The 23,285-nt window shown below is 50.7% G+C and carries 11 protein-coding genes; 9 read left to right on the forward strand and 2 right to left on the reverse strand.

Annotation, left to right across the window (positions count from 1 at the left end; all coding sequences use genetic code 11):
* Positions 1-30: 30 nt before the first annotated feature.
* Both GmarT_RS21135 and GmarT_RS21140 read left to right on the forward strand, forming a co-directional pair.
* Positions 31-1,395 carry an alpha/beta hydrolase family protein gene (locus tag GmarT_RS21135; RefSeq protein ID WP_002643904.1) on the forward strand — a complete coding sequence of 455 codons (1,365 nt, stop codon included), beginning with the start codon at positions 31-33 and terminating at the stop codon, positions 1,393-1,395.
* A 103-nt stretch (positions 1,396-1,498) separates the two neighbouring features.
* Complete coding sequence (locus GmarT_RS21140; RefSeq protein WP_002643903.1) at positions 1,499-2,068, forward strand: hypothetical protein; 570 nt, start codon at positions 1,499-1,501, stop codon at positions 2,066-2,068.
* Between the two features lie 882 nt (positions 2,069-2,950).
* On the opposite strand, the gene GmarT_RS21145 is transcribed toward GmarT_RS21140, so the two are convergent.
* On the reverse strand, positions 2,951-3,922 hold the full coding sequence (locus tag GmarT_RS21145) for an amidohydrolase family protein (RefSeq protein WP_002643901.1): 972 nt from the start codon (positions 3,920-3,922) through the stop codon (positions 2,951-2,953).
* Positions 3,923-4,278: 356 nt separating this feature from the next.
* Between GmarT_RS21145 and GmarT_RS21150 the strand changes: the two genes are divergently transcribed.
* From GmarT_RS21150 to GmarT_RS21170, 5 genes are all read left to right on the forward strand, one after another.
* The gene (locus tag GmarT_RS21150; RefSeq protein ID WP_002643900.1) at positions 4,279-6,051 is read left to right on the forward strand and encodes a COG1470 family protein; all 1,773 of its coding nucleotides are present in this window, start codon (positions 4,279-4,281) and stop codon (positions 6,049-6,051) included.
* Between the two features lie 98 nt (positions 6,052-6,149).
* Positions 6,150-7,616: an alkaline phosphatase D family protein gene (locus tag GmarT_RS21155; RefSeq protein WP_002643899.1), complete on the forward strand. Its 1,467-nt coding sequence runs from the start codon at positions 6,150-6,152 to the stop codon at positions 7,614-7,616.
* Between the two features lie 136 nt (positions 7,617-7,752).
* Positions 7,753-9,021: a DUF6807 domain-containing protein gene (locus tag GmarT_RS21160; protein WP_002643898.1), complete on the forward strand. Its 1,269-nt coding sequence runs from the start codon at positions 7,753-7,755 to the stop codon at positions 9,019-9,021.
* A 26-nt stretch (positions 9,022-9,047) separates the two neighbouring features.
* Positions 9,048-9,830 carry an amidohydrolase family protein gene (locus tag GmarT_RS21165; RefSeq protein WP_002643897.1) on the forward strand — a complete coding sequence of 261 codons (783 nt, stop codon included), beginning with the start codon at positions 9,048-9,050 and terminating at the stop codon, positions 9,828-9,830.
* Positions 9,827-10,600 (forward strand): amidohydrolase family protein, encoded by a 774-nt coding sequence (locus GmarT_RS21170; RefSeq protein ID WP_002643896.1) that lies wholly within the window; start codon positions 9,827-9,829, stop codon positions 10,598-10,600. Before GmarT_RS21165 ends, GmarT_RS21170 begins: the two co-directional genes overlap by 4 nt.
* A 12-nt stretch (positions 10,601-10,612) precedes the next feature.
* Here the strand turns inward: GmarT_RS21170 and GmarT_RS21175 are convergent, their stop codons facing one another.
* Positions 10,613-12,553, reverse strand: a complete 1,941-nt coding sequence (locus tag GmarT_RS21175) for a preprotein translocase subunit SecA (RefSeq protein WP_002643895.1) — start codon at positions 12,551-12,553, stop codon at positions 10,613-10,615.
* A gap of 656 nt (positions 12,554-13,209) precedes the next feature.
* On the opposite strand from GmarT_RS21175, the gene GmarT_RS21180 reads away from it, so the two are divergent.
* Together GmarT_RS21180 and GmarT_RS21185 are read left to right on the forward strand one after the other, a co-directional pair.
* A complete protein-coding gene (locus GmarT_RS21180) occupies positions 13,210-17,895 on the forward strand; it encodes a cyclophilin type peptidylprolyl isomerase (RefSeq protein ID WP_002643893.1) in 4,686 nt (1,561 codons plus the stop codon).
* A 381-nt stretch (positions 17,896-18,276) separates the two neighbouring features.
* On the forward strand, positions 18,277-23,250 hold the full coding sequence (locus GmarT_RS21185) for a GEVED domain-containing protein (RefSeq protein WP_044236129.1): 4,974 nt from the start codon (positions 18,277-18,279) through the stop codon (positions 23,248-23,250).
* Positions 23,251-23,285: the final 35 nt, after the last annotated feature.

Raw genomic sequence — 23,285 nt, forward strand, 5'->3', positions numbered from 1 at the left:
ATACGTTTCATTCTTTACTGGATCAACATCATGAAATCACGCGCCGCTTCGATTTGCCTTGTCTCCCTGTTCCTGCTGCAGACGACTCTCTGCCCTGTCTCTGCGGAAGAAACCAAAACCATTGCTCCCCTCAAGCTGCCGCGGGTCGATGCCTCGTTCGAGCCCCCGTATTACAGCACCACCTACGAACAGCCAACCGATCCGAAAGAGGGGCAGTTGCAGATTGGTGTGACCTATACGCTGTGGATTCCACAAGGACTCAAGGAAGTGCGGGGCATCATCGTGCATCAGCATGGCTGTGGTTCCGGTTCGTGCACGGGCAGCGTGACGGCGGCTCACGACCTGCACTGGCAGGAGTTGGCACGCAAGAACGGCTGTGCCCTGCTCGGCCCCAGTTTTCATCAGGCCAAGGAACAGAACTGCCGCCTGTGGTGTGATCCGCGAAATGGTTCGAGCAAAGTGTTTGTCGAGTCACTGCAGAAGCTGGCAAAACTGTCGGGACATCCTGAAGTCGCCACCGCGCCCTGGTGTCTGTGGGGTCATTCGGGAGGCGGGTTCTGGTCGAGTCTGATGCAGATGGAGTACCCGGAACGAATCGTGGCGATCTGGTTTCAGTCAGGAACCGCCTATGGTTACTGGACCAATGACGAAATTACGGCGCCCGAGATCCCAGCTGCGGCCATGCAGATTCCCATGGTGGCGAACCCGGGTCTGAAAGAAAAAGAAACCAAACGTTTCAGCCGCGCCTGGTCGGGCAGCCTGGCGATGTTCAAAGACTATCGCGCCAAAGGGGCGCCGATCGCTTTTGCCCCCGATCCCCGCACGGGCCACGAAACCGGCGACTCACGTTACCTGGCGATTCCCTTCTTCAACGCCTGCCTGCAACAACGTCTGCCAGACAAAGCAGGAGCCCCTTTGAAAGCTGTGGAGATCAGCAAAGGCTGGTTGTCTCCCCTGCTCAGTGAAACCATGCCGGTCCCTTACGACCAGTTTGAGGGAAACAAAGCGGAAGCCAACTGGCTGCCCGACAAAGCGGTTGCGATCGCCTGGCTGGACTTCGTGAAAACCGGTGCAGTCAGTGACAAGACGCCGCCCCCTGCACCCACCGATGTTAAAGTGGATGCTGCGACCGGTACGATTACCTGGAAAGCGGGAACCGACTTTGAGAGTGGTATCCAGGCCTTTCTGATCGAACGCGACGGCAAGCAGATCGGCCAACTCCCCGAAAAACCGACCAACCGTTTCGGACGCCCCCTGTTCCAGAACATGAGCTACGGCGATACCCCCGTGCTGCCACTGCAGAAGTTTGAGTTCGTCGACAAAACCGCGAAACCGGGGAAGACGTATCAGTACAAAGTGATCGCGGTCAATACGGCGGGTGTGAAATCGGAGTAGTGTTTTTACTACCACGAAAAGCACGAAAACACACGAACTTTTACCAGTACTGTATGTCAGATCAATCAGTCAATGTTTACACGACTTTTTGTATGATCGAATCATGTCTGACACAAAGCTGCTGACACAGTTTGTTGAATCGTTCGCGCGACTGGATGAGATGCTCGCTCTGGAAGAGGTACCTGCCGAACTGCTGATCAAACCAGAAACGGAGACATGGGAAAGCTGGCGGGAGTTTTCCCGCTGGCAGCCGCTCCCTGTGGAGACTGACCCGGCAGAACTGGATCCTCTCTATCAGCGGATCGGAGGGACGTTTCCTCCATTGTATGAGCGACTACTGCTGTCTTTTCGCTGGCTGGAAGTAGATCTGAAATTACTCAGGTTGTTTGCCAATCCTCCTGGCGACAACTTTACCGGACTGTCTGAATCGATTTTTGCTGATCGCGCTCTGGCTGAAGTTCTGATTCCCGCTGGCTATCTCCCCTTTGGCCGTTCTACTATCAACTATGATCCGATGTGTTTTGACCTGAATCCCAGATTACCCAATGTAGATTGCCCTGTCATCCAGTTTGAGCATGAATCAATTCTATGTGATTTACGGATTGGTGAGCAGTGGCAGCGATGGGGTTCGTTTAGTGAACTGATGAGTGACGTTGTGTTACTGGATTCTTAGCAGCAAGAATTCCGATGCGACGTGTTCATCTGCAGGCTCTCAAGTTACATCTGGTAGAATTCATCCAGGACGGAAGCTTAAATTCCCTGCCTGCTTTTTAAATGTATCGGGTGTTGTGTTACCCCTATAATAGTAGAGGTTATCGGGTGCCATGGCCCGGCTTGTCCGGCCATGCTGAGTGAGTATGGCAATGCCGGTTCTGGATTGCACGTGGCAGCTGCGACCTCCTGTTCGGTGCGCTCGGCCCGAATTGCATTCGGGCTTTCCCGTTCTTCATTATGGCTGGTTTTATGTTTTTCGTGTTAGAAAAAGAAAGCTGCGATGTTTTATCTGCTTCCCTTGTCGTGCGAAACATGGTTGATACTCGCCAGGCGGGCGGACACATGGGTCCGCACCCTACATGGAAGGGGTTGGTATTGTTTCCCTGATTTGAATGCTTGCACTGACAGTTTCCTGTTGTTTGCGACAACCCCGAATTGCATTCGGGGCTACCCGGTTTTCGTCTTATTCCAAATGTACATCAGGGATTGCCCCTGTTTCGGTCTTTTATTTTCTGGAAGGACAGGCAGGAGTCAAGAACGGATGAATAGATTTTTGTGGCGATGGGTGACGAGAGGGAACCGGTGTCTGGCTGAGAACCGGTTACTTCGCTGCGAACGCAGGGCGAAGTGTGTCGACCCGCAGTCGGTTATGCGTTGTTTTTTTTCAAATCGTGCTGAATCCAGCGGGTTTTGTAGTGCTGATTTTCGCAGTGGTTCACGTGGTTCACTCGATTTTTTTGTGCCAACGCGCGCGACACACTTGAGAGCAACAGGATGCCTATCGGCGGGCAGCAGTCAAGGCCGGATTCTTCAGTTGTGGAACGGTTACGCAGTGTGCCGTTTATTCACCGGGATATTTATCCCAGCGATAAGCCAGCTTGGAATTTTTCCAGAAGACATTGTCAAGGGCCGACTGACCTTTGTCCTGCAGGTAGTCGACCAGGATTTTCTGCAGCGTGACATAGTCGGCGGCCCGTTCGGAGACCGGCCAGTTGCTGCCAAAAATCATGCGGTCGACTCCAATATTTTTCCAGATGACATCCAGGGTCGGTCGGTAATATTCGACGTCGGCAGGGACAGCATCGGGACGATGACGGGCGGCTCCTTCGACCAGGGCCGAGATTTTAATAAAAACCTGTTTCTGATCGGCCAGGGATTCCATATATTCTCTCCACCGCAGATCGATCTCATCCCCTTTGATAGCGACGTTACCGATATGATCGACCACGATCCGCAGGTCGGGAACCTGCTCGGCCAGCAGACGTGCTCCATTCAGAGTAACCGGGCCGCCATTCAAGTCGACCTGCAGTCCCTGGTCAGCCATCAGTTTCAGGTCGTCCATAAACTGTTTCTGTTTCAAGCCAAGATCGAGCAGATCGTAATTGATGCGAATTCCTTTATAGAGCGGGTTCTTCGAAAACCGCTTGAGGTGCTTACGAAAATCGGGTTCGCCCGGAGTAAGACGCCCCACAAAGCCGATGATCACCGGATTGTCTTTCGCCTGATCGAGAATCCACTGATTGTCTTCGACCAGCTTACTGGCTTCCACAACGACGGTGGCATTGACGGGCTGGTACTTTTTCAGTTCCACGAAGTCTTTGGGCAGGACTGTTCGATAGAGAGACGAACCTTTCCTCGGCCAGGGAACGCCTTCGGGGCGAGAAGGATCATAAAAATGAGTATGGGTGTCAACGACTTTGGCCGGCAGCAGCGGTTTGGAATCAGCGGCTTTGGTTCCACTGAGATTCAACTGCGAGGCGAGTAATCCTGCTGAAGCAGTTTTGAGAAAAGTACGACGGTTGAGCGATGACATGTCGAGGATCCTCTAAGCTGGTTGGTGTCTTATCAGACCTGGAATGGCACGTAGGCCGAAATGGTCCGAATGCTCGTTGGCGAGCTCGCCTGACATTGATCACCTGTCAATACAGGATTGATGTACCAATAAGTTACATTATGTTTATGTCGATGCATTACAGGATATTCTCAGACGATATCCAATTCTATCTATTTTCACAAAAACTTGCTGTATTCCGGGGGAAATTAAATCGCACTTCCCATTGCGGGCTCTTTTTGCTAATTTTCACGCACTGTGTATCTTTACTTAATTTCGTTTTGGGACGGTTGTTGCCAGGAACGGCGACAGACACAAGCAACGGATTTGATTTTGTGATGCCCCCAGCTGATGATCATAACTCAGACTTGAATCGCCGCGCGCCTGCAGAGACCGCGCCCGGAGCGAACGGACGCGAGGAGCCAGATGAGATCAGCACTGCGAATTCCAGTGAATCCGACTGGTATTCCGAAGAGATTGAAGACGACGCTGTCGAATATGATCTCTCCCTCAAGTTTGAAGATTACGCTCCCGTCTGGTTGATTAAGTTGAAGACGCTATTCGGACGTGCGCCGGAATGGTCAGTTTCTTCCAGTCTGGGCGCTACTGCGATCGTTTTGACAATCCTGCTGTTACTGGCAATGCCCGCCGATGAGCCTGCTGACACCGAAGTCGCAGAAGAATTCACGCCCGCTCCCCTGGAAGTGGAGTACGCGGAACCAGTAGAAGACAACCTGATAGATTCACGAATCGCGGTAGAAATTCCAGATGCAGATGGATTTGTGCTTGTAGAAACGGATCCGCTGTATGTTTCCTTTGGTGAACTTCCACAGCATATCGCCGCGACACCCGCGCGCGAAGAATTCATGTTACCGCGTGAGCGGCCGATTGTACTACCAGATCTCGAACTGCCCCCCGAACCAGCGGCCGCTGATCCGGAACTGACGCTGAATGTTCAGCGAATCCGCATCAGCGAACGTGAAATGCGAGACCCGGGAATGGACGAGCCATTTCTGGTCGAAGCGGTGGTCACTGCAGGGGACCTGGTAAGTCGACTGGAACCAGGCGACCGTTTTCTGTTTGATGAAAGCTGGACCCTGGTGAATCTGGATCGAGCGCAGGCACAATCCCGGGCTACCATTCGCCCCACGCTCTATCACGAACGGATTACAGGAAACGAGCATCTGCAGGTCGGTCAGGAACAGCCTCTTGAACCGGATTTGAGGGAGTCCGTTCCTTCCAATCCCGGTACTCAGGAAGATCTGCACGTCGAAATCAGAAAAACGATTCCCCAACAGGGAACGGCCACGGATACGCTGACCTATTCGATCTTCGTCAAAAACCAGGGGAGGACAGCCGCGTTCAACGTGGATGTGAACGAGACACTTTCCCCCGCCGCGAGCCTGGTCGATCTGCTGCCGCCGGCGGAAGTCAATCAGAACCAGTTAAGCTGGAAAATCGCACGGCTGGAACCGAATGAAGAACGAGAACTGCAAATCAAAGTGTATCTCGCAGAGGAAGGAAGCGTGGAAACCAGTTCCCTGGTGAAACTGGTTTCGAATGTGTCTTCGAGCACCGATATTTTTACGCCGTCACTGGAACTGAAGATCAAAGGGCCGGATGTGGTTGCAGAAGGAGCAGTCTTTCCCCTGGAAATCCAGGTGAGTAATCGGGGTCGCCAGGACCAGAACTCTGTGAACCTGAATCTGGATCTGCCCGAGGGACTGATGCACGAACAGGGACGGCAGTTGTCATTTCAGATGGACCAACTGGCAGCCAACGAAACAAGAACCTTGCAGGCACGCGTCAGAGCCGTCAAAGCGGGCAAGGTGACTTCACAGGCGTCAGTGTCGTCCGACAGCCTGCCTCTGGATGAAACAGTACTGGTTCAGAATGTGATTCCCAAACCGGCAACGCCGAAACAACCAGTGACACCGAAACAACCAGTGACACCGAAACAACCAGTGACACAAAAACAACCTGAAACCAAGGCGACCAAACCCGCGACGCCTGCGTCGAACGCCCCCCCTACTCCTCCTGCAGCTCCCAGTCAGGCATGTCCCTGCCAGGTCCCCGTCTATTATTACACGGTGCCTTATCTGCTGCCTTGACTGCCGCTGGAGTTGAAGTCGACTCTCGAATTCGGTTAGCCTGTATCCAGACCTTACCTGGTATTCATTCTGCTGACCCACGATGAGGAGAGAACCCGATGAGAATCCCCTGTCCTGTCCGCTTAATATGCTGCTGCCTGATCTGCTGTCTCACACTTTCAGTTTCTCTGTCGAAAGCGAGTGCAGATCAACCCGCACGAAAACAGGGGGAAATGGCAGGTGAAGTGGATACGGATTCCGTGATCTTACAATCTCGTTTAACGGCCGGGAAGCTGGACCAAAGTGGAGATCTGCCGGGCATTACAGGTGTGGGGCGCTTCGAACTTTCGACTCACCAGGATTTCTCAGACTCCTTTTTCTCAGACTGGCTGCAGGCAGAAGCAGAGCAGGACTACATGCTGAAAACTCTGGTAAAGGATCTCAAGCCGGGAACGCGCTACTATTATCGTCTGCAGTATGGCCCCAATCAGCAGACGACACAGAACGGTCCGACCAATACTTTTGAGACGCTGCCTGCTGCTGACCAGGCGAAAGAGATCAGCTTTGTGGTCGTGACGGGCATGAACTTCAATGCGTTTCATCATGGCCTGGGGAAACGCCCTGCTTACCAGGGTGAAGACAAAGAACTAGGCTACCCGGCTCTGCTGAGTATTCTGAAACTGAAGCCGGACTTTTTTGTCGGCACAGGTGACAATGTATATTATGATCATCCAGCCAAACCCGCTGCCCAGACACCCGCTGAAATGCGAAAAAAATGGCATGAACAGTTTGTGCAGCCGCGGTATGTTGATCTGTTTTCGAGTGTGCCTACTTACTGGGAAAAAGACGATCATGACTTTCGTTATAACGACTGTGATCTGACAGGTAAACGTGAACCGAACAATGATCTGGGGCTGCGCATCTTTCGAGAACAGGTTCCCATCGTTGATCCACTCGACACGGATCCTATCACATATAGAACGTATCGCATGGGAAAACTGCTGCAGGTCTGGTTCACGGAAAACCGGGATTACCGCAGCCCAAATCGCACACCGGATGGACCGGACAAAACGATCTGGGGAAAAAAGCAGCGTGACTGGTTGAAGACGACCCTGAAAGAATCTGATGCCACATTCAAAGTATTGATCTCTCCCACGCCGATGATCGGTCCGGATGGCAAGAGCAAAAAAGACAATCACACCAACCTTGGAGGCTTCCGTCACGAACGGGATGAATTCTTCCAGTGGCTTGATCAGGAGGGATTAAACCAGCGCGGTTTTTATCTGATCTGCGGGGATCGTCACTGGCAATACCACTCGATTCATCCCCCCGGGATCGAAGAATTCTCAACGGGTGCCCTGGTAGATGCGAATTCCCGCCTGGGAGTGAATCCGGGAGACAAAAAAGGGACCGATCCGAAAGGTATCGTCCAGCAACCTTATACCTCTCAGCCGGCATCCGGTGGATTTCTGTACGTAAAAGTGCTACCAGAAGACAAAGGGCAGAAAGCTGAATTGCAGTTTCGCTTCTATGACGAACAGGGAAAGCTGCTGCATGAAGTCAGGAAACAACGCCTGGTGGAATGACAGACGCGTCTTCTTCAGTCTGTTTCCCGATTATCGGCAAAGCCCATATTGCAACTGACACAAATGGTTAGGTAGCATGGAGTAACGATTACTGAAAAGTTACAGAGCGACGCTCTGGCCTTACCGAGAGTTTGAAATGATATTATCCCGAAACTGGTTACAAATCCCCCTTTTTTTAATACTGTTCCTGATTTCCTCTGCAACAAATCAACTGGCAGCCGCTGACGGGACGCTGGGAACAGTCCGCTTCACGGCAGGGAAGTCACCACTCGAAAATGAACCTGTCAGCGTGGAGCTTCCGGAGACGGGATTCACTGCAGAGCAGGTTTTTCTGATTGAGACAGCAGATGCGGAGATGACCGCGATCCCCGCGCAGATTGAAAAGCGCAAGCAGTCTGCCGATTTACTCTGGTGGATTCCACCGGGAAAAACAGCCGCCGGTAAAACACGCGAATTTCAGATCCATCCGGGTACTATTTCCCCCCCGCAAGAACTGACGATCAAAGAGACCGACAGAGCCTACCAGATCCGGATCGGTGATCACCCGGTATTGAGCTACAACTATCAACATATTGAGCCCCCCAAACCCCTGGATCCGTTATATGGTCGCAGTGCGCACATTCATCCGATCTGGACGCCGGGCGGTAAGATTGTCTCGGATGAATTTCCCCCGGATCATGCCCATCAGAGTGGACAGTTCCTCGCATTCACCAAAGCCGTTTTTGAGGGACGTCCAACCAATTTCTGGGAAATCAAAAGCAAAAAAGGGCGGGTTCGATTTAAAAATCTGGTCTCGAAACAGGTGGGGCCAGTCTTTGCGGAACTGATTGTGACGCAGGAACATGTGGATCTGACAGGCGAATCAGAAACCCCCGCTCTACTGGAAACATGGGGCATTCGAGTCTGGAATCAACCCGCGAAAGACCCCGCCTACTGGATGTATGATATCACCTCGGATTTGCGGTGTGCGACCGAATCTCCGTTGAACCTGCCAGAATATCATTACGGTGGCATGGCCATTCGCGGCGGTCGGGGATGGACGAAAGAGAATTGTGATTTTCTGAATTCGAACGGCAAGACCCGGGCGAACGGCAATCATGATCGGGCACGCTGGTGTGATATTTCCGGTAGAACTGAACCAGACACTCCCTGGAGCGGTTTTACGATTCTCACCAGCCCCGGTAATTTTCGCTTTCCTGAACCGGTACGGATTCATCCCTCCATGCCTTATATGGTATTCACCCCCTGCCCACTGGGCGACTGGGAAATTGATCCCGGGAAACCACATATCAGCCACTATCGGTTTCTCGTACATGACGGGCCCGCGCTTGCCCGCACTGATGCAATCTGGCAGCATTACGCTAAACCACCGAAAGCGAGCATTCAATTAGTAGCTGCTCCCTGACTGTTTGACAACTGAAAGAATAATTTATGATCTGGGACTTACACTGCCACCTCTCGGGGGTGGACGGCAAAACCGTCGATGAGCGCATCGCGCAGTTGATGGTCTATGCCGACCGCATGGGCGTGGAGCGACTTATTTTTTTCATGGGCTGGCCGTTTTTGACCGATCCCACGCCGGAACAGTTCCGCAAGCAGAACGATCAGGTATTGCAGGCGATCAGCCACTGGCATAACCGGGCCTTCGGCTTTGTGTATCTGAATGCAAAGTACGTGGAAGAAAGTATCTCGGAACTCGACCGCTGTGTGAAAAATGGTCCGATGATTGGAGTCAAACTGTGGGTCTCCAGTCGCTGTAATGATCCAGAGATTGATCCGATAATCAAACGGGCTGCCGAGTTGAACGCGTTAATCTATCAGCATACCTGGTACAAAACCGGAGGCAATCTGATTGGTGAGTCGACGCCCGGTGACCTGGCACTGATGGCCAAACGGCATCCCGATGTCCCATTGATCTGCGGTCATACGGGAGGTGATTATGAACTGGGACTGCGGGCGATCCAGGATTCTCCGAACGTCTACGCCGGCATTGGCGGTTCTGATCCGACCGCTGGAATCACGGAAATGGCAGTCAGGACGCTGGGGGCAGATCGCGTTCTCTACGGTAGTGATATCGGCGGTCGCAGCTTTTCTTCTCAACTGGCGAAGGTTCAAGGCGCTGATATCCCTGAGGTCTCCAGGCGTCTGATTCTGGGAGGCAATCTCAAACGCCTGTTGACTCCCATTCTGAAAGAGAAAGGGATCAAGGTATGATTTGTGATGTGAACGTGTATCTCTCCCGCTGGCCCTTTCGTCGGCTGCCTTGTGACAGTACTCCGGAACTGGTGAGTAAACTGAAACGAAACCAGATTACCCGCGCGTATGCCGGCAGTTTTGACGGACTGCTGCATAAAGACATCCGCGCAGTGAATCAGCGACTGCATGACGACTGCAAGTTACAGGGCGCTAATCTGCTGACCCCTGTCGGAAGTATCAACCCCACGCTGCCAGGCTGGGAAGACGATGTCATCACCTGTCACGAACAATGGAAAATGCCCGGTATCCGCCTGCATCCCAATTACCATGAGTATGAACTGAGCAGTCCCGCAGCGAAAAAACTGTTCGCGATGGCTGCGGAACGGGGGATGTTTATTCAGATCGCCATGCGGATGGAAGACGATCGGACTCAACACAAATTGATGCGGATCCCCGATGTGAATTTTGAATCTCTGCCGGGACTGATGAAAGAACAGGATGGACTGCAGGTCACCATTTTGAACGGCATGAAGTCGCTGCGGGGAGCCAGTCTGACCCGACTGACGGAAAACCCGAACCTGACCATTGAAATTGCCATGCTGGAAGGCGTGGGTGGAATCGAGAACCTCATGCAACAGGTGCCCTATGAGCAAATCCTGTTTGGTTCTTACTTTCCATTTTTCTACCTGGAATCCAGCCTGAATAAACTGAAAGAGTCACAGCTGGGAATGGAGATAGAAAAACAGATCACCTGGGAGAATGCACAGACGCGGTTCGCAAATACATAAGAATCAGAGTGACTACTCAGTCCATTCCAGGTAAGGATCGAGTCCCATTTTGTGGAACATCTCAATTCGATTCTTTTCCTGCTTGAGCATATCGCGCCGTTGTTTCCGATGCAGCTTCTCGAGGAAATTCTGTGTATTCTTGAAGAACGACAACCAGCCTGCAGGCAGTTCCCCGTTTTTGTCTGCCTTGGCAGATTTCGCAAGCTTTTCGATCTGGCTCAGTTCCAGGCAGCGGAGTAATTCGTCTTCCAGTGAGAGAAAGAACTGATAGTGACCAGGATCGCCCTGTCGGGCGGACCGACCAATCAGCTGACGGTCGATGCGGGCAGAGGTGTGCATCTCGGTTGCAATGACATGCAGTCCCCCATTCGCGCGTACATCATCTTTTAACAGAATATCGGTACCGCGACCGGCCATATTTGTGGCGATGGTGACGCGTGCCGGCTCACCCGCTTTGCGGACGATTTCGGCTTCCTGTTCATGGTATTTTGCATTCAGAATCTGATGCGGGATGGCTTTCATCGCCAGCAGATCACCGAGTGCTTCAGACGCCTCGACTGAGGGTGTACCGACGAGAATTGGACAGCGTTTCAATCGCAGACGTTCGATCTCTTCCACCACGGCCATACGTTTTGCCTGCATGGTTTTAAAGACCCGCGCCTGACTGCCTTCGCGGATACAGGGGCGATGAGTGGGAATCGAAGTCACTGAAACTTTGTACGTTTTACGGATTTCTTTTTCTGCGAGGGCAGCGGTTCCGGTCATCCCCGCCAGGTGCACATAGTTCTGGAAAAAACTCTGCACGGTGATACGTGCCGCCTGCCCCGTGGCGGCTGTGATGGGAACATGTTCCTGCGCTTCAATGGATTGATGCAGTCCATCCTGCCATTTACGCCCTTCCATCATACGACCCGTTGATTCATCAACAATCACGACTTCATCATCGACGACCACATAATCACGGTCTTTCAGGAATCCAAATCGGGCGACCAGTGACTGTTCAACCTGTTTATAGATGCGTTCGGTATCAATCGAATCCAGCAGAGAAGGTTTTGCCATCAGCAGAATTTTACGGCACCCGGAGTCCGTTAAATAGGATGAGCGTTTTTTGGGGTCATAGACATAATCCACTTCTGACTCAAGCTGATGAGTGGCCCGGTTGCTCCAGCGAAACAGGTTCACGGAGGCTGCGTCGTTCGGCTGAATCAGTCCGATAATCAACGGAGTTCTGGCTTCATCAATTAATACACTGTCCGCTTCGTCAATCAGAGCAAAATAGTTGCCACGCTGAACCAGCGGCTCTTTTCCGGAGTTTTTATGATTGGTAATGGCCTGTTCCAGCTGACCGGGCGCAGAAGCTCCGATACGAATCCGATCACGGAGGAAATCGAAACCCATTTCATTCGCGGTGCCGTAGGTCACATCCAGACCATAGGCGATTCGCCGATCTTCATCTTCCATATCTGACGTAATACAGCCAACCGAAAGCCCCAGCTTATTGAATACCGGTCCCATGATTTCGGAGTCACGCCTGGCAAGATAGTCGTTGACCGTGATGACGTGACACCCTTTGCCCATTAATGCTCGCAGGTAGGCAGGCAGAACCGCTGTCAGGGTTTTCCCCTCACCGGTCTGCATTTCGGCAATGCCTCCTTCGAACAGGGCAATCCCCCCCATAAGCTGCACGGGGAAGTGTTCCATCTTCAAAACCCGCCAGGCGGATTCTCGTACAAGGGCATATGCTTCCGGCAGAATTTTCTTGAGGGGTTCACCGGATTTCGCACGCCAGCGTAACTCCAGCGAGTAACGTTCCAGTTTGTCGTCGGACATTTTCTTCAGGGCTTCACACCGCTGCATGATCTGACTGGCAGTGGCACTCCAGCGGGAGAGACGCGATTTTGCCGGACGAAAACCAGTCTTCATCCAGTGATAACCGTGAGATGCAATGCTCAAACTGCCTCCAGGAGCGAATTAAAAACGACCAGAACTTCGACACACTCAAACCCATTCGTTTGATGTGTCAGGAAATCAACAGACGCTGCTTTCAGCATTATGACGCTTAAAACAGTGAAAAGTAACGACTGAGCCCAGCTGCCTGACTCCAGTAAGAAGTGATCACAAACTTGTCCTGCGACAGATATGAACACAGTCTTAAGGCGTTTATACGATATGACTTACACAGTAAATCAATCCATAGATCGATTGCTGGTACAGCTTATTTTAATCAGTCAGTAGAGCGACAACAAAAGCTTTTTTTTTGATTCTCTGCTTGTGGCCCAAAAATAGGTGGGTGCAGTAAGTTGTTACAGTTTGTTGACTTAAATCAACATTTCAGGTTGGTTTCCGTATCGTTTTGTTAGATTTTTTACCCCCAATCGTCATTTTCCGTGCAGATTGTATTTTGCGTATGTCAAACATAAACAAGCCACCCATACCATACATTTCCTCTAAAGATTGGAAACATTCCAATTTCCCTGTTTTGTTAGGTAGGGCCGCCTCTTTAAAATCATTAACTGAACAGTCAGGTCAATTTCTATACAAATGGAATCTGCCTGCCTTTGAAAAAAGTTCCACAACAAAGATATATGTAACATAAAGATACCAGTTAAATGATCTCGAAATTCATCGATAATCTATGGCGTCCACGGCGAAGTAAACATCATCGTCGGCAGAAAGCCACAACTGCCCCCCTCGCCGCCACAGAAAAACTGGAAGACCGCACTCTGCTCAGTGGGCAGGACCTGGTTGCTTTCGCACAAGCTCTCACTGCTGCGAATGTAACACTCTATGGAGCCGCCTGGCAGGCTGAGACTACAGAACAAAAAGCGCTGCTGGAAGATGGGGCGCAGTTTCTGCAGTTTATCGAAATCACCGATGCGAATCGTGATTTAAACGCCAGTGCGAGTGAAGCAGGGATCAGTGATATCAACTTCCTGCAGCCCGTCTGGAAACTGAATGATGGAACTCTGATCGACGGCAGCACAATTAATTCCGTGGCAGACCTGGCAGCAGAAACCGGTATTGCGATCCCTCAATCAGACGATCCTTTCCTGAAAGCGATTGCCGACCAGAATTTTTATTCAGGAACGGCACTGCATATTGCCCTGGATGGCTACGACTCTGAAAATAGCGACATTCTCTATACGGTCGATTCCAGCAATACCGATATTTCAGCACAGATCCTGTCTGGAAACCGCAGTATCCGGATCTCAGTTGCAGGCTATGGTGATATGGTCTTTGAACTATTCGAAGAGCGTGCTCCCCGTGCCGCGGAACGGATTATCGAACTGGCCGAAAGCGGTTATTACGATAATCAGATCTTCGACATGATCATCAATGGCATGATTCAGGGGGGAGATCATTCCGAATCGGGGCTGGTCGACTCCGGTTTGGGCTATTTTGACGATCAGTTTCACCCGGAACTACAACACGTACAATCCGGCCTGCTCTCGATGTATAAGCCAGCCCCCACCCCTGACACAGGAGAAATAGAAAGCAGCAAGACTCCGACCACAACCGATGACCAGAACGACTCTCGCTTCTCGATCACAGGTGGTTACTCTCGAAAGTATGATTTCCAGAATACCATTTTTGGCTTCCTGACTGAGGGGGAGGACGTTCGACAAGCGTTGAGCAACATCTCAACCACGGATGGTGTCCCCGACTTTACGATCAAAATAGAAACCATCGACGTCTTTTCCGATCTGGAGAATGGCACATTGGTGTTGACGGCGGCAGAAGGCTATACCGGAACATCCACCATCACAATCACAGCCCAGGACCAGGATGGAAATACCACACAGCGTACCTTTCAGGTGACTGCCACTCCCGATTCATTCAACGCACACAATTGGTATGAGAATGCCAATCCCTATCTGAATGACATTCCTGATCTGCAGGTTGCTCCTGGTAATTCGATTCAGTATCAACTGACTGCCACAGATGTCGACATCACTGCGCCGAATGGCAATAACTTCTATTTTTTTTATGATCAGGACAAGTTAGGTTCTCGCCAACTGGCGGTTCCGGTCACCGCTAATCCATTACTACCTTATTCCGTCAATCTGACCACTGGCTTACTGACCGTGAGCCCGAATGCGGGGCTCACACCCGGGATCTATGAGATTACCGTTGCCGTGGGATTCCAGCAGACCAGTCCAAGTGATCCCAATTACGAAGCGAACTTTCGTGATCTGCAGGACTATCAGGTCATCACTGTCATCGTCGGCACTCCACCTGTAGCAAATAACGACTTTTTTGCACTGCAGGGTGATACTCCGGCCCCCATTAATCTTCTGACAAACGATATAGACATTGATGGCACTTTAGACCTGACTTCCATCGAAATTGTCGAACAGCCCGCACACGGCACTGTGACCGTGAATGATGATGGTACGGTCAATTACATCGCCGATGGTTCCGGTTACATGGGACTGGGGTCGTTTACGTATCGTATGAAAGACGACCTGGGGCTGTATTCCAATACGGCAACGGTAAACTTCTCGATCGCCCCGGAAGGAGTGATCCTGGTCACAACGCTTTCAGATAATCTTAATGCAACAGACAAAAAGGTTTCGATACGTGAAGCCATGTTGGCGGCCAACAATGATTCCATATCTGATGTATCTCCGAAAGGGAATGGGGCCGACATCATCATGTTTGACCCGGCGTTATTCGACGGCCAGGAAAATACGATTAACCTGTCTGCGATGCTCCCCATCATTGACGATGTCTCCATCATTGCACCGACGTCTGAAGCAGGTACACCTTTGCTGACGTTAAACATGACGTCTGCAAACCGCCATTTTAATATCACAGATGATGACGCGAACGTTCTGGAAGTCAGTCTGCAGAACCTGAAGCTGACCAATGGCCAGCGCACCGGCTCTACTAACGTAAACGGAGGTTCCATCTTTAATGCAGAACACCTGGTTCTGATCAACAGCGAACTGATGAATAACCATACTGTAAACGGTTACGGCGGTGCGATATACAACACGGGAACCCTGGAAATCAGTAACTCCTTATTTCAGAACAATTCCTCAATATTATCTTCGGGGGGAGCCATCGCCAGCATAGGCGGATCGGTCACGTTGACGAACACGACTCTGGACAACAACAGCGTGGAAGGCCATGGAGGTGGACTATACGCTTCTAATGCCAATGTTTCGCTCATTAACAGCACACTCTCTCTGAATTCGGTCTCTATGGGTAGTGGCGGCGGACTCTATCAGTTGAATGGTGAGTTGACCATCAACGGTTCCCGGATCGTTGGCAACGATTCGCAAAGTCAGTCAGGTGGGGGGGGACTTTATATTGATTCGGCAACCACTCTCATCACCGGCTCCACAATCCATGACAATCATAGTTCCGGAACAGCCGGTGGCCTGATCCAGTTTGCAGGAGACTTGACGGTACATAGCAGTACAATTTCGGAGAATTCTGCAGTACTGGGGAATGGGGGTGGAATTTTTAATGGCGCTTATACTTCACTCATCATCAACAGCACCATTTCCGGAAATACAGCAAGTGAATACGGTGCTGGAATTTATTATTCCGATCCACAAGGTTTTATCAGTACCGCCATTCACAACAGTACTATCGCCGATAATCACGCCGGCAGTTATGGTGGGGGAGTCTTCTCTGCCGGCTATGCTGCCCCCGTCAACAACAGCATCATCGCTGACAATACTGCGTTTGATGATGGTGCAGACGTGTATGGATACCTGTCAGGCAGCTACAGCCTGATTGAAAGTACCAGTGGTGTCGACACCTTTGCTACAACAAATTTCATTCTGGGCCAGGATCCGGGTTTACTCCCGTTGGGTGATTATGGCGGGCTGACTCAGACCCATGCATTGAACTCCAGCAGCGTTGCGATTGATGCGGGAAATCCTGCCTTTGATGGCAGTGCCTTTGATCCGGCACTCACACTCGACCAGAGAGGCTTCAACCGCGTTATCGACAGCAATAATGACTCGATCGTCCGGGTTGATATGGGCGCTTTTGAAGCAGAAGGCATTCAGGGGAGTGCGGATCTGACTGTTAAATGGCAGTCTACCAATGTCGGTACTTCCGGTCAGACAGGATCACTTCCCACCAACGCCGATTTTATTGATGAGTTTAACCCGGTCATCGTCGAAATCTGGGTCAGCATCAGCAATTCCTCGAATTATGGACTCGTTTCAGCCCAGGTCGACTTCGGTTTTGATGCGACTTACCTGACGGCGGATTCGATTGACTATGGTCCTGGTTTTAATTTGAGCCAGACTGGCATTATCGATAATGAAACAGGAACCATCACTGGACTGGGCGCTGCCACAGACCTCTCTGACTATGGCGCGGAAACACTGGTCCTGCTGGCGCGGGTACGACTGACCGTCAAACAGGTTCCTTTAAATGCCGATGGAGAATACATCCATCCGGTTGCAGATTTGAATTTTCAGATTTCAAACAGCATTCTGACTTCCTCGCAGGGCGATGCCACAGTGACCGAAGGATCTGCCGTGAATCTCACTCTGGTTCCGGCACTCTATGATCTGAATGATGATGGAGCCATTAACTACCGCGACCTGATTGCCTTTGTTGGAGTTTATAACAAGAGTCCCGGCAGTCCCGATGCAGACCTTGCCTGGGCCGCTGACTTTGACCGATCTGGCAAAGTCGATTATCGAGACCTGATCCTGATGGTGTCGAACTATGGGAAAGTGCAGGGAAGCGGAAGTCTTCTTGTTTATCCATCCAATTATTCAGAAGTCTGGCAACAGGATTTCCTGCTGGCATCACTGATTAATGCAGAGGAATCGGATGCCCCGGCGATCACCACAGATGAAGTGGAACCGGTTCTCGAAGCGGCAAAACAGCAACTCGCCGCAGTGTATGATGAGTCTGTCACTGAAACACTTTCCGATGTAAAAATTGAAATTGTAGAGTTACCTCAAAACCAGCTGGCCAAAGCTGATGCAGTAAATAACACCATCTACCTTGATGTCAATGCGGCAGGTTGGGGATGGTTTGTCGACGAGACTCCGTTCCTGAATGAAGAATTTAATGCCTCAACGGCTGGTCTGTTTGATGCCAAATTGTTCAGCAATGCTTCTGGACACATCGATTTATTGACCGTTCTCCTGCATGAATTGAATCATCTGCTTGGCCACGAACATTCTCCAGACAGCCTACTGATGCAATCAGAATTGTCTCCGGGAGAACGTAAACTCCCTGCAGATAGTGATCTGGAAGCAACAGACGACTTTTTTGGCGGTTTTCAGACTGCTGACTTTGACGGGATCAACTGAACATATAAATAACTTTGAAAACCCCCTTATCTATAGTGAGAAATTTCTGTTTCAGACGTCCAGAACGTAACAGACAGTCCGTAGCAGTGGGAACAGCCGCTAAAACCAGTACCAGCGACCTGATTTCAATTGATCTTTTTTATCTTTTGCTTGACATACATAGTTTTGCTGCTGCACAATCTATTTTGAATCTACCCATTTTAACAGATAAGTAGATTCGTTGATTTTTGTCAACTACCATCGCAGCAATTTTGATTTGAGTATCACACTGCGTCAGATAGTCCTAAACCATTAAAAATTAAAGAGTTATTAAGACTCTTCATAGACACGCGACTCGCTGAAATAGAGTTTCCTGTTTTGGCATGATATGGAAAGATGCAAATGATGTTTACGAGAACTAAACGTCGTCACCAGCCTGGTCGAATCGGTTCTTTTCTCAATCAGCTCCTCAAAGGGCGCAATAAACGATTGAGAAATCAACGTGTATATTCACTGACCAACTCTTACTCAACTGTAGAGTGTCTGGAAGACAGGACACTTCTATCGGCTGGAAACTCTCTGCCGCCTGGAGGCAGCTATAGCATCACAGAAGATGGTCGTGAGATTCCCCCCCCCACGATACTGGTTTCCGCACAAACAGAGGCAGAAAATCGGGCCGCGACACCTGCTTCTGAAGAAGAAAAAGAAATCAGCAGCAAAGATCTGGGACAAATTGAAAACCCTGTTGATTATCTTTCTTTTGCCACAAATGAAAACGAAACCATTGGTACGACTGGTTCGAACGACTCTCTGGGCACCGCAGAATTAATTACCGGCTTCGGAACAGGTTTGGATGACGACCCGGAAGTCGATCTGGCAGGATTTCTGGCGAATGCAGGTACCCAAACATTTTTCCCGTTTCCCGAAGATGATGGTTCCATTACTCTGGCAAATAATTTAGGGCTGAGTCTTGGTGGTCAAATACAAATTTTTGGAGCCACAATCGGAAATGGGCCGCATGGAAGTGCTGGAACCGACACAGGTGACTTCGATTTTTATCAGCTGTCTGGAGTCCAGGCTGGTGAGTTAATTACCATTTCCGTAGAAGATGCCACACAATTCTTTGGTTTGGATCCGATCGTTGCCATCTACAGCAGTTCCGGTAATCTCCTGGCTTTTGATGATGATGGAGGTAACTTTCTCGATAGTTTCCTGACCTACACAGCTCCCCTGGACGGGGATTATTATGTCATGGTGGGGGGATTTGGTACTGGCCTTCCTCTTGATCCCTTTGATCCTGCCAGTGGTGGCGGAGTAGGAACCAATTCAAGTTCCGAAGGTACGTATGATCTGACAATCGGCCTGAATGCGGTCGATGTTGACTATTATGCCGTCGAACTGGAAGCAGGTGATATTCTGGGTGCCAACGTCTTTGGGGCCGGACAAACGGTCTCGCTGTATGGTCCCTCAGGAACTTTATTATTCGAATCCTCTCGATTTCTGAGTGATCTCTACCCCGATGACAGTCCTTTACCCGGTGATGGAAATGCTTCTGCTTCTATCGTAGCAGCAACCACGGGTACCTATTATATCAGTGTAACAGGCGTTTATGGACTGTATGATCTTGAGTTACGGGCCTTCCGTCCTGAGTTGGAAACGCAACTGGCCGATACCGCTGCAGTTCAGACACTCTACATCGACTTCGATGGTGCTACCGTTGACCCATCCATCTTCAATGAATTTTTACCATCTTCAGATGCAGCGCTCTCTCCTCTGAGTTCATTTCTTGCTAACTGGGGACTGTCAGCCGCAGACGAAGAAGCCGTGATCAGGGCGATTATGGCCACGGTCGAAGAAAACTTTGCAGACATTGGGGTGCAGGGAAATAACGGGGAATACTTTGATCCTGTAACCGGTGCTGTGATCGGTAATCCTGGTGATTACGGAATCCGAATTCTCAACAGCTGGGATAATCCTGGTTTGGACGAATTTAATACTCCCAATCTCAGTCGCGTGATCGTCGGCGGTACTATCAATGAACTGGGAATCAGCACGATTGGGATTGCAGAATCGATTGACGTCGGAAACTTTGACACAACTGAATCTGCGGTTGTTCTGCTCGATTTACTCAGTAGTACAAACCCTGCCGTTTCCGATTCACTGAATAATATTATCCGAAACTTTTCCTCTACCATTACGGATCTGATTGGAGTTGCGGTTGGAAACATTGTCGCTCACGAAGCAGGACACTTCTTCGGTTTGTGGCATACCAACAACTTCAATTCATCGGCTCAGATTATTGACCAGGGTGGGAATATTGGGAATATTATTGGCCTGGGTGCCGATGGTTTCTTCGGCACCGCTGACGACACGGATGTAGATTTTGGAACAGATTTTCTGACTTCTTCGTTCACCGGTTCCCAGGACAGTATTAATACACTGGCATTTGGTTTATCGACGGCCGCGAATTACGGTCTGGATTTTGGGGATGCCCCTGATCCTTACCCGACATTACTGGGCGATCCAGCGGACACTACTGAAGGTGGTGCCCGTCACATACTCGGGGCGGGCCTGACTCTGGGGTCAACTGTTGACTACGAACTTGACGGTCAGCCCAGCAGTGACGCATTAGGTGACGGACTCGACGAAGATGGTGTGGTCTTTCTGGATCCCGATGACAATTTAACCACAAGCATTTCTGCCAGTGATGCATTTGCGACGATCGAAGTCACTGCTTCAGGAGATGGTTACCTGCAGGGCTGGATCGACTTTAACCGCAACGGCGTCTGGGAAGACAGCGAACAGATTGTTACCGATCTCTTCGTCACAGCAGGCGTAAACTCCATTTCCTTTGCGGTTCCCACGGGATCTGACTTTGAGATTGGTGATACGTATGCCCGTTTCCGCTTAAGTACCCAGGCCGGACTGGGTGTAACCGGACTGGCACCAGATGGTGAAGTCGAAGATTACCAGATCAGCCTGACTGAAACTCGTAGAGGTGTTATCTACTTTGATCCTGACGAATACGAATCTGGCGATCTGATCAATATCGTAGTGACAGACGGAGACCTGGCAGACGCCGCGACCGTCAATGTGACCGTAACATCCACTGGCGGTGATTCGGAAACGGTCGTCTTGACAGCAACCGGCTTTGGCAGATTCGAGGGAACAATTCAATCGTCACCAGGTACACTTGTTGTTGGAAACGGCGTACTTGAAGTTGTCTTTGGCGAAACGATTACAGCGGCTTACGCAGACGCCGATACTGGAGAAGGTCAGCCAGGTAACTATCTGGGAGAATTTGTCCCAACTGGATTATTAAACAGTCCACGTGATCTGGTCTTTGGGCCTAATGGCAATCTGTATGTCAGCAATGGATTTGAAACCAATGGTTCAGACAACTCAGTCGAGCGGTTTAATGGCCAGACAGGTGAAGCAGAAGGATCGTTTGTCATTCCTGGCTCAGGTGGCATTAGAGTTCCGAACGGCATGGCATTCGGCCCTGATGGAAACCTGTATGTCGCCAGCTCTGGCACCAGTCAAATCTTGCGGTACGATGGTCAGACGGGGGCCATTATCGGATCGGGGGTATTTGCTTCCCTGCCTTCACAGTCGCAACCTCGCTTCATTACATTTGGCCCTGATGGAAACCTGTATGTAGGAACAACCGGGTTACAAAAACGAGTTTATCAAATCGATTTCCTGACCGGTGCAGTCAGCACCTTTGTAGATGCCATTGAGTTGAATGGTGATGCCCCTTATGGTCTGGCCTTTGATGCAGCCGGAAACCTGTTTGTCGCCAGCTTCGGTAACAATGAGATCCTGAAATTCGATTCCAACGGCGACGCAGTACCCGGCGGGCCATTTATCGCTGCCGGAACCGGTGGGCTGGCGAATCCACGCGGCCTGACTATCGGACCGGACGGAATGCTTTATGTTGCCAACGGCGCCACCGAAAGTATCCTGCGATTTGATCCGGTCACAGGTAACCTGGTTGACAGTGGCAGCTACACATTTGGAACCACGATTCAACTACCTTATGGTGTCACCTTTGGTCCGGATAACAACCTGTATGTCGTCGATACGGACACAGGAACCGTCTTGAGATTTGCCGGTCCGTTAGGAACTCTGACTCCAGAAATTATTACTAATACCGCATTGATCGTTGCCAACAATGGGGTCGATTTTGGAGATGCCCCTCCTACCTTCCCGAACCTGGCAGTTGACCCGCACGGGGAAGGCGCACAACATGCACTCAACGCGAACGGACTACACCTGGGTGCAGGTGTGTCTGCAGATGCGAATGGTAAGGAATCGCCGGATGCGAACCTGGACAACTTGGACGACGGAGTTCTGTTAAACCCCGTCATTGCCGGCGATACGGCTTCTACCGTCACGATTCTTTCTTCAGGCAGTGGTTTTATTGATGCATGGATGGACTTCAACGGAGACGGGGACTGGAATGACCCTGGTGAAAAAATCCTGAGTAGCCATGCTGTCGTTGCTGGCGCCAATTCTGTTTCCTTCGTCGTTCCGCCCACTGTGGCTGTCGCGAATATTGCTGCCCGCTTCCGATTAAGTTCTGCAGGCGGATTATCCGCAACGGGGAAAGCAGCCGATGGTGAAGTGGAAGATTACCTGGTTACTGTATTGCCGCAAGGTTCCACTGGATTATTGCCTGACCCGAATCGTCCGGGACAGACAGCTCTGTTCATCACAGGGACTCAAGCCAATGATAATATCTTTCTTTCTCAGACCTCTGGAACCAATATTATTATGGTCCGGATCAACGGCGTAAATCTGGGTGAATACACACCCACGGGCGGCGTCTATATCTGGGGTCTGGCTGGAAATGACACCATCATTGTCGACGACACCTTCTACAATCGGGAAACGATGATCTTTGGTGGCCTGGGGAATGACTTCCTGCAGGGCGGCTGGGGAAATGATATTCTGGTCGGCGGCGACGGTAATGATACCCTGGAAGGCGGACCTGACGGATTCGATATCTTGATCGGTGGTGCCGGTTCAGACTTTATTCGCGGCCATAACGAACAGCTTTACACGAACTACGGCTCAAATGGCGACATTCTGATTGGTGGTTCTACTGTTTACGATAACGGTATCACCCAGTTATTTGGAATTTACCAGGAATGGATCTCTGCTGATCCATTCGGCGATCGCGTAAACAGCATTCGTACCCGTGTGGAAAATGCTGCCGCTGGTGTGAATAACATCAGGCTCGACAATACAACCGTCTTCGATGATGGCGAACTCGATCAGCTCTACGGTGCCGTTGCCCGTGGCGATGACTGGTTCCTGCTGGATCTGGGACTGGACATCAACAACGCAGGTGGCAACGATATTCGTGAATAATCTCACGCAACCGTAGCCTGCTGAATGAAGCATCA

The sequence above is a fragment of the Gimesia maris genome (assembly GCF_008298035.1).
Classification (GTDB): domain Bacteria; phylum Planctomycetota; class Planctomycetia; order Planctomycetales; family Planctomycetaceae; genus Gimesia; species Gimesia maris.

What these genes read in the sequence shown, in the direction of transcription:
- GmarT_RS21185 (WP_044236129.1), top strand. Translation starts at nt 18,277, where the DNA reads ATGATGTTTACGAGAACTAAACGTCGTCACCAGCCTGGTCGAATCGGT.
- GmarT_RS21145 (WP_002643901.1), bottom strand. Translation starts at nt 3,922, where the DNA reads ATGTCATCGCTCAACCGTCGTACTTTTCTCAAAACTGCTTCAGCAGGA.
- GmarT_RS21160 (WP_002643898.1), top strand. Translation starts at nt 7,753, where the DNA reads ATGATATTATCCCGAAACTGGTTACAAATCCCCCTTTTTTTAATACTG.
- GmarT_RS21140 (WP_002643903.1), top strand. Translation starts at nt 1,499, where the DNA reads ATGTCTGACACAAAGCTGCTGACACAGTTTGTTGAATCGTTCGCGCGA.
- GmarT_RS21150 (WP_002643900.1), top strand. Translation starts at nt 4,279, where the DNA reads ATGCCCCCAGCTGATGATCATAACTCAGACTTGAATCGCCGCGCGCCT.
- GmarT_RS21135 (WP_002643904.1), top strand. Translation starts at nt 31, where the DNA reads ATGAAATCACGCGCCGCTTCGATTTGCCTTGTCTCCCTGTTCCTGCTG.
- GmarT_RS21170 (WP_002643896.1), top strand. Translation starts at nt 9,827, where the DNA reads ATGATTTGTGATGTGAACGTGTATCTCTCCCGCTGGCCCTTTCGTCGG.
- GmarT_RS21155 (WP_002643899.1), top strand. Translation starts at nt 6,150, where the DNA reads ATGAGAATCCCCTGTCCTGTCCGCTTAATATGCTGCTGCCTGATCTGC.
- GmarT_RS21180 (WP_002643893.1), top strand. Translation starts at nt 13,210, where the DNA reads ATGATCTCGAAATTCATCGATAATCTATGGCGTCCACGGCGAAGTAAA.
- GmarT_RS21165 (WP_002643897.1), top strand. Translation starts at nt 9,048, where the DNA reads ATGATCTGGGACTTACACTGCCACCTCTCGGGGGTGGACGGCAAAACC.